Genomic DNA, 7,526 nt, shown 5'->3' with positions numbered 1-7,526 from the left:
GGTGCAGCCGTTGGCCTTCGCGCGCGGATTGGCGCGCGCGGCGCAGGATGCCGGCGCTGCCGTGCATGACCACTCGCCGGTATCGGCCATCACTCCCGCGCCGGACGGCGGCGCAATCCTGGACGTCAACGGATTTTCCGTCCGGGCGCGCCACGTCGTACTGGCGACCGATGCCTACACCGACCAGCTATGGCCCGCCGTAGCGCAGTCCTATGTCAACGTATCCAGCGCCCAGATCGCCACCGATCCTCTCCCGCAAGCGCTTCAGGAACAGCTGCTGCCCCTGCGCGCCGGCATCTCCGAAACGCGCAGGATCACCTACTACTGCCGCATCGATCCGGAAGGCCGCTTCGTCATCGGCGGACGCGGGCATTCTTCCGAGCGCCTGGATTCCTCAACCAACGAACAACTGCGCCGCGCCGCGGTCGCACGCTTTCCGCAGCTGGCCGACGCCACTTGGCGTCACGGCTGGGCTTGTCGCGTGGGCATGACCATGGACGACCTGCCCCGCGTACATCGCCTGGCGCCGGGCATCTGGACCGCCTATGGCTACTGCGGGCGCGGCGTGGCCATGGGCACGGCGCTGGGCCGCGTGCTGACCGACGCCATTCGCGGCGTGCCGGCGGACGAGCTCGACTTCCCCGTCACACCCATCGAGCGCATGCCCTTCTACCCGGCGCGACAGTTCGGCGCCTCGCTGGCCATCAACTGGTACCGCCTGCGCGACGCGCTGGGCTATCCCGCCTGAACGCCCTCGCCATAAGCCCTTTTACAACGTCATGACGACTCAAACGCAATTTCCCGCCACGGTGGACGTGGCCATCATCGGCGGCGGCATCATAGGCGTAAGCACGGCGCTCGCGCTCGCGCGCGCCGGCTTGCGCTGCGCGCTGTTCGAGAAAGGCACGCTGGCCTGCGAGCAGTCCTCGCGCAACTGGGGCTGGGTACGCACCTTGGGGCGCGATCTGCCCGAGGTACCGCTGGCGATGCGCGCCAACGAATTATGGAGCGACATCCAGGCCCAGGTCGAAGTCGGCTACCGCCGCAACGGCCTGGTCTACCTGCAGGAGAACGAGGCCGACGCCGCCGAGCACGAAACCTGGCTGCGCCAGGCCCGCGCCTATGGCGTGCAGGCCGACATGCTGGGACGCGATGCCGCGCTGCGCCTGCTGCCCAGTTCGGGACGCCCCTGGACCGGCGCGCTCTATAGCGCCGTCGACGGCGTGGCGGAACCGCAGATCGCCACCCAGGGCGTGGCGGCGCTGGCGCGCCAGGCCGGCGCGCTGATCTATGAGAACTGCGCCGTGCGTGGCGTGGAGACCAGCGCGGGGCGCGCCGACACCGTCCACACTGAACGCGGCACGCTGCGCGCACAGGCAGTGCTGGTAGCCGCCGGCGGCTGGTCGCGCCTGTTCTGCGGCAACCTTGGCGTGGATTTCCCGCAACTGAAGGTGCGCGGCTCGGTGCTGCGCACCGAACCCTTCGACGCCGGCGTATCGCTGGCTATCAATGGCAAGGATTTCACCTGCCGCAAGCGTGCCGATGGCGGCTACACCGTCTCGCAGTTTTCGGCCTCGCTGGCCGAACTGGTGCCGGACAGCTTCCGCCTGATGGGCAAGTTCCTGCGCACCTGGATAGCCAACAACTCGCTGGTGCGAATCCGCTTCAGCAAACGCTTCTTCGAAGAGCTGGCCACGCCCCGCCGCTTTCCGGCCGACCGCGAATCGCCTTACGAGCGTTGCCGCGTGCTCGATCCCGCGCCCTACAAGCGCGGCATAGACCAGGCCTGGGAGCGGCTGCTGCACGCTTTCCCCGTGTTCCAGCAGGCGCGAGTGGCGCATTCCTGGGGCGGCTACATCGACGTGACGCCAGACGCCATGCCTGTGATCGCACCGGTCGCCGCCGTGCCCGGGCTGTACCTGGCGTCCGGCTTCTCGGGGCATGGCTTCGGCATCGGTCCGGCGGTGGGTGAAACCATGGCCGCCCTGATCCAGGGGAACCAAACGCCGGTCGACGTCAGGCCGTTCCGGCTGGAGCGGTACGCCTAGGAAACAGGGAGACACGCAGTGATTGCCCCATGGCGCGCATGCGCTGATATCATGGCCATGCGCCGCGGCACTGCTGCCGCACCCACTGGAGGCAAGTATGTTTAAAAAGCTGCTGGCATTGGTGTTGGGCATGGCATTGATGAGTGCTGCAGGCGCCGCGCTGGCCGCGGACAAGGTCGTCTACCACGTCAACGACTCCGCCTCGCAAGCGCTTTCCGCGCTGCGCAATATGCGCAATCAGCTGGACACCGCGCCTGACACCTCGATCAAGCTGGTGGCCCATGCCGACGGCGTCGACTTCCTGATGACGGATTACAAGGACGCGGCCCAGGTCGGTCCGCTGATCTCGGCGCTGGCCGCACGCGGCGTGGCCTTCGAGGTGTGCGAGATCACGCTCAAGAACCGCAAGCTCGCCAAGGACGCGTTCGTGATGGAAGCGGACTTCACGCCGTCCGGCGTGGTCCGCATCACCCGGCTGCAACAGGAAGGCTATTCCTACATCAAGCCCTGATTGCCGGCCACGCCCTTGACCTGGGGCTGGTTGGGACTTACCTGCGATATCGTCTTGCGGTCTCGCAGGTAGGCCGCCACCACATCCCATACGGGTTCGCCGGTGGCCCCTTCCGCCACGGGCGCCCACCCTGCCACCTTGTACTGCTTGTCGGCCTGCACAGGCGCGTCACCCAGGCGCATGTCGCTGATGCGCGCGCCCGCGGCGCCCGCCGGGTCGATCGAATACTGCAACCCTCCCACGCGCACCATGTCCCCACCCTGCTGGTAGTACGGATCCGGGTTGAACAGATTGTCGGCCACGTCTTCCAGGATGGTCTTCAGGGTGGCGCCGCTCATCTGCGTCACGGTGGTATGGGGATAGGTGATGGCGGTCTGTTCCAGCACGTTTTCCATGGTGATGGGCTGGCCCGGCAGCAGGCTGGTGCCCCAGCGGAATCCAGGCGAAAAGGCGATCTCCGCACCCTTGACCTGCATCAGCGCATCCAGGATCACCTGATCGAAGGTGCCGTTGAAATTGCCGCGCCGGTACAGGGTTTCCTCGGTGGTGGCCAAGGGCTGCGACAGCTTCTGCGCATAGGGCGCGCGGATGCGCTCGACCAGCGCCGCCATGGCGGGGTCTGCCGGCAGGTACTGGGCGAACACCGGCATCAGCGTGTAGCGGAAGTCGGCGACCTTGCCATCCTTTACGTCAAAATCCAGCACGCCCAGGAATTTGCCGTTGCTGCCGGCGTTGGTGACCAGCGTCTTGCCTCCGGCATTCTGCACCGCCACCGGCGCGGGCACGCCATCATGCGTATGGCCGCCCAGGATCGCGTCCAGTCCGCGCACGCGGGACGCCAGTTTCAGGTCCACGTCCATGCCATTGTGCGACAGCAGCACCACTGCCTGCGCGCCCTTGCCGCGCACTTCGTCTATGGTTTCCTGCAGCCGCTGCTCCTGAATGCCGAAGGTCCAGTCCGGCACCATGTAGCGAGGGTTGGCGATGGGCGTATAGGGAAACGCCTGGCCGATAACGGCCAGCGGCACGCCGTTCATTTCGCGCATGGAATAGGGAGCGAACACCGCGTCGCCGAAGTCGCTGGTCTCGACGTTCTGCGCCAGGAAATCGACCTTGCCCTTCAGGTCCTTCTCCAGCACTTCCTGCACGCGGTCGGCGCCCAGCGTGAACTCCCAATGCGCCGTCATCATGTCCACGCCCAGTAGCAGGCAGGCGTCCACCATGTCCTGTCCCCGGGTCCAGAGGGCTGTGCCCGAGCCCTGCCAGGTGTCGCCGCCGTCCAGCAGCAGCGCGCCCGGACGCGTGGCCTTCAGGCGCTTGACCAGCGTCGCCATGTGGGCGAAGCCGCCGACCTTCCCGTACTGCCCCGCAGCCTGGGCGAAGTCCAGGCAGGTGAAAGCGTAGGCCTGTGGCGACCCCGGCGCGATGCCATAAGCCTTGAGCAGATGTTCACCCACAAGATGCGGCGCGCGGCCCGCGGCCTGCCCGATGCCCAGGTTGACGCTGGGCTCGCGGAAGTAGATCGGCATGAGCTGCGCATGGCAATCGGTGAAATGCAGGAAATGCACGTTGCCGAAGGCGGGCGTGTCATAGAAAGCCTGCGCCGCCTGCGCCGCCGCGCGCGGATGATGCGACAGGCCCATGCCGCCCGCGGAGGCGACCGCCAGCATCTGAAGAAACTCGCGTCGATTGATCATCGGTCCAACCGTGTAAGAGGAAGGGAAGCGCTCAGGAGCGCGGCGTGGCATGGCGCAGCAGTTCGAGCACGTCCTCCTCGAACATTTCGCCGGGGATGGCCTCAAGCAGCTTGCCGTTCGCGTCCAGCACGAAGATTTCGGGAATGACGCGACGCTTGCCGAACACTGCGCGCAGCGCCTCGTTGTCCATGGCTACGCCGAAGGTGTAGTCATGTTTGGCGATGTAGTCGCGCGCGGCCTGCTCATCCTTGTCAATGCTGACCGTCAGGATGCGCAGGCCCTTGCCGTTGGCCGCCTCGGTCAGCTTCTGCAGATGCGGATTCTGCCGCGCGCAGTAGGGACACCAGGAGGCCCAGTACTCCACCACCAGCGGCTTGCCCGCAAGATCGGCGGCGGACAGCCGGGTGCCGTCCAGCAGCTGCACGTCCGGCATCACGAGCTTGTCCCCCACCTTGGGCGGCGCCTGGGCATGGGCCGCGGCCGCGGCCAGCATGCCCGCGGCCAGCAGCAAGCGGCCGTATCTGGAAACAGCGTTCATGCGTCCTCCGCGCGCGGCAGCGCTCAAGGCTTGGCCTGGTCGTCATTGACGGCGGACTGCGGATCCAGCAGCAGCGCCATCACGTCCTTGAGTTGCTGTTCCGTCAGGATGCCCGCCGCGCCGAAGCGCGGCATGTTGGAACAGGGCATGGTGGCGTGCGAGTCGTAGATCTTGTTCCAGGTGTAGGCGACCATTTCCTTGCTATTGCCGCGCAGCTTGCCGTATTGGTAGAGCGACGGGCCGATGTTGCCAAAGGAAATCTCGGCCTTGGTCATCTGATGGCAGGCATAGCAGTTGCCGCCGTTGATCGTCTTCGCCGTATCCGAGAACTGCAGGCCGCGGCCGTTCTGCGCCACTTTCTCGCCCTGCTTCCAATCGCCGATGTAGTTGCCGTCGGCGGGCGGCTTGACGTTGGCTGCAGCCTCCTGCGTGATCTTCAGGGCGGTATCCGCCGGCATCTCGCCGCCTGCCTCGGCAATCGAGCAGGCCCGCTGCATGGGCGACTGGTCGATCCGGTCCAGCTTGGCGAGGCCGCGTTCGACGAATGAATCCTTCAGCTCCGCCACCAGCGCCTGGTGGTCGACCGACGCTTTCGGCGCCGGCTGTTGCGCTCCGGCATTCGCCGCCAGGAGCAGGCCCAAGGCCGCCAGGCCGGGCCAGGTCGTGCGTATCTTGCGCATGATTCCCCCTTTAACGCTTGATGGCCGGGGCCATCATCTGGCCGCCGTTGGCGTTGACACCCAGGAATACGGTCAGGTCCACCGACGCGTCCGAACCGTACTTCAGCAACGGCATGCGCTGCTGGCGGAAGCAGTCCTGCAGGCGCCACTGCATGGATCGCAGCGCGCCCTGCGACACGCGGTAGGCCGGCCAGCTGGCAAAGGCCGCGCGCGCGGGCTCCTGCTTGGTCAGGTTGGGCAGGTCCTGCAACCGGATGCGCTTGTTGTCGCCGGTATGGCAGGAGGCACAGGAGAAATCGTAGGGGCCGCCACGGTAGTAGAAGATGTCGCGGCCGCGCGCGTATGCAGCCTGCTCCTTGGGATGGCTCTGCGGCACGGCGATATTCATGCCGCGCGACAGGCCTGCCACATACGCCACCAGCGCCTCGATATCGGTGGAGTATTGCCCATCGCCCGAGAAGGGCTTCTTGGTGACCTCGGCGGCCTCCAGGCCTTGCAGTTGCACCATGCAATAGACCAGGCGGCTCTCCAGGTCCATGACGCGGCCGGCATCCTCGAAGTAGCGCGGCAATTGCGCATACGCGCCCTTGACCACGCCGGCGCCCTGCCCCAGGTCGCACTTTTCCAGCGAGGCGTTCTTCGGGCCGCGGCTTTCCTTCCAGAGGTCCTCGCCCGCCATCTCGATCAGCTCGGCCGGATTGCCGTCGGCCAGCATTTCGCGGTACTGCGCGATGCCTTGCGCCGTGTCCTGCTCGGTCGCGGCCGTGGCGGGTTGCGCCCCGGCCAGCGCGAAGCCGGCCAGCGCACAGGCGGCAGCCATGCGTTTCCTATCCATGTATGTCTCCTCACGCGGTTGCCCTGCCGGCGATTCGCGCCGGCGGGCGTTTATTGTTTGTCCGCCTTCCTTCACACATCCGAAACGCTAGGTCACCGTGGTGGTGTCCGTGCGGGTTGCGCCTTCGCTGTCCTTCCAGGTAACGCTGACCTTGTCGCCCTTGGCGCCGCCCTTGAACTTGAACGACAGGAACGGGTCGCGCGACACCGCCGGCCCCCATTGCGCCGCAAGAACCACCTTGTCGCCGTTCTTCACCACCACGTCCTGGATGAAATGCGCCGGCACCACCTTGCCTTCGGCGTCCTTGCGCTGCCCGGTTTCCATGATGTGGCTCATCAGGACCTTCACCTCGATCACGCCGTCTTTTTCCGCGGCGCGGATCCGCATCGGCCTTGCTTCCATGTGCTGTCTCCTTGATTGCTCGTAGCCGCTGGGCGGATCAACCGCCGCAACCGCCCAGGGTCACCTTGATTTCCTTGTGCGCCGTGTAGTACTTGCCGTCGGCCTTGACCAGGGCGTACACGTCCGAGGTCTGGCCCATCTTCACGCGCGTCGCCACCTCGGGCTCGGTGCCCGCGGGCAGCGTGAAGCTGGCGGCCAGGGCATTCGGGTTCTTGGTCACCAGGATGGAGATCTGTTCGGTGTTGGGCAGCTTGCTGACCGCCCCCACCGGCACCACCGCGCCGTTCTCGGCGATATCGGGAGCCACCAGCGTGATCTGGTCGCTGGCGACGGCGTCGCCGCCACCCAGGGCCTTGATCACATCCTGCATGCTCTTGGCGTCGAAGGCCTGCTTGTTCCAGTCGGCCTGCACCGCCCAGGCCTGGCTGGGCCGCAGCAGACCCGCCGCAACGGCGAGGCTGAGCACCGTGCCCAGCCCGACCACCTTGCGTCGCTGCCTATCGATGTGTTGTTGCGTCATAGCCGTCTCCTCTCTCCCTAAGGTTTCAACCCGGCGCGGGTGCGCCGGCCAGAATCCAGTCCACGATGCGTTTCAGGTCGTCGTCGCTGACGCCCGGGTTCGGCGGCATCGGCATGGCGCCCCAGACGCCGCCGCCGCCCTTGCGGATCTTCTGGACCAGCAGCGCATGCGCGTCGGCATTGCCGCCGTACTTGGCCGCCACGTCGCGGTAGCTGGGTCCGATCATCTTTCTATCGGCCGCATGGCAGGCCACGCAGGCGCCCGACGAGGCCAGGCGCGCGCCCGCCAGATCGTC

The 7,526-nt window shown here is 66.5% G+C and carries 10 protein-coding genes; 3 read left to right on the top strand and 7 right to left on the bottom strand.

Going from position 1 to position 7,526, the window contains the following annotated elements; genetic code table 11:
• From VIR09_RS25685 to VIR09_RS25675, 3 genes are all read left to right on the top strand, one after another.
• On the top strand, positions 1-748 hold a 748-nt coding region (locus VIR09_RS25685), incomplete at its 5' end, for an FAD-binding oxidoreductase (RefSeq protein WP_332015414.1).
• Positions 749-779: 31 nt separating this feature from the next.
• Positions 780-2,048 (top strand): FAD-binding oxidoreductase, encoded by a 1,269-nt coding sequence (locus VIR09_RS25680; RefSeq protein WP_332015413.1) that lies wholly within the window; start codon positions 780-782, stop codon positions 2,046-2,048.
• A 97-nt stretch (positions 2,049-2,145) separates the two neighbouring features.
• On the top strand, positions 2,146-2,559 hold the full coding sequence (locus VIR09_RS25675; RefSeq protein ID WP_332015412.1) for a DsrE family protein: 414 nt from the start codon (positions 2,146-2,148) through the stop codon (positions 2,557-2,559).
• Here VIR09_RS25675 and soxB read toward each other — a convergent pair.
• The 7 genes from soxB to VIR09_RS25640 form a co-directional block, all read right to left on the bottom strand.
• A complete protein-coding gene (gene soxB / locus VIR09_RS25670) occupies positions 2,544-4,253 on the bottom strand; it encodes a thiosulfohydrolase SoxB (RefSeq protein ID WP_332015415.1) in 1,710 nt (569 codons plus the stop codon). The two genes, VIR09_RS25675 and soxB, sit on opposite strands and share 16 nt — an antisense overlap.
• A gap of 34 nt (positions 4,254-4,287) precedes the next feature.
• Positions 4,288-4,794, bottom strand: coding sequence for a TlpA disulfide reductase family protein (locus tag VIR09_RS25665; RefSeq protein ID WP_332015411.1), 507 nt, complete (start codon positions 4,792-4,794; stop codon positions 4,288-4,290).
• Positions 4,795-4,817: 23 nt separating this feature from the next.
• Positions 4,818-5,474 (bottom strand): sulfur oxidation c-type cytochrome SoxX, encoded by a 657-nt coding sequence (soxX, locus tag VIR09_RS25660; protein WP_332015410.1) that lies wholly within the window; start codon positions 5,472-5,474, stop codon positions 4,818-4,820.
• A gap of 10 nt (positions 5,475-5,484) precedes the next feature.
• Complete coding sequence (gene soxA / locus VIR09_RS25655; RefSeq protein ID WP_332015409.1) at positions 5,485-6,309, bottom strand: sulfur oxidation c-type cytochrome SoxA; 825 nt, start codon at positions 6,307-6,309, stop codon at positions 5,485-5,487.
• 87 nt (positions 6,310-6,396) lie between these two features.
• Entirely contained in the window at positions 6,397-6,711 is a 315-nt protein-coding gene (soxZ, locus tag VIR09_RS25650; protein ID WP_013396030.1) for a thiosulfate oxidation carrier complex protein SoxZ, read from the bottom strand.
• A gap of 37 nt (positions 6,712-6,748) precedes the next feature.
• Positions 6,749-7,216, bottom strand: a complete 468-nt coding sequence (gene soxY / locus VIR09_RS25645; RefSeq protein WP_041656212.1) for a thiosulfate oxidation carrier protein SoxY — start codon at positions 7,214-7,216, stop codon at positions 6,749-6,751.
• 40 nt (positions 7,217-7,256) lie between these two features.
• Positions 7,257-7,526 (bottom strand): c-type cytochrome (locus VIR09_RS25640; protein ID WP_332015408.1); only part of this gene is annotated, 270 nt, incomplete at its 5' end.

Origin of the sequence: Achromobacter sp. (assembly GCF_036567245.1) — a bacterium.
Lineage (GTDB): Bacteria > Pseudomonadota > Gammaproteobacteria > Burkholderiales > Burkholderiaceae_B > Achromobacter.
This window is presented reverse-complemented; position numbering and strand designations above follow the sequence as displayed.

Coding starts and splice junctions, on each gene's coding strand:
- VIR09_RS25680 (WP_332015413.1), top strand. CDS start 780: ATGACGACTCAAACGCAATTTCCCGCCACGGTGGACGTGGCCATCATC.
- VIR09_RS25675 (WP_332015412.1), top strand. CDS start 2,146: ATGTTTAAAAAGCTGCTGGCATTGGTGTTGGGCATGGCATTGATGAGT.
- VIR09_RS25665 (WP_332015411.1), bottom strand. CDS start 4,794: ATGAACGCTGTTTCCAGATACGGCCGCTTGCTGCTGGCCGCGGGCATG.
- soxX (WP_332015410.1), bottom strand. CDS start 5,474: ATGCGCAAGATACGCACGACCTGGCCCGGCCTGGCGGCCTTGGGCCTG.
- soxA (WP_332015409.1), bottom strand. CDS start 6,309: ATGGATAGGAAACGCATGGCTGCCGCCTGTGCGCTGGCCGGCTTCGCG.
- soxZ (WP_013396030.1), bottom strand. CDS start 6,711: ATGGAAGCAAGGCCGATGCGGATCCGCGCCGCGGAAAAAGACGGCGTG.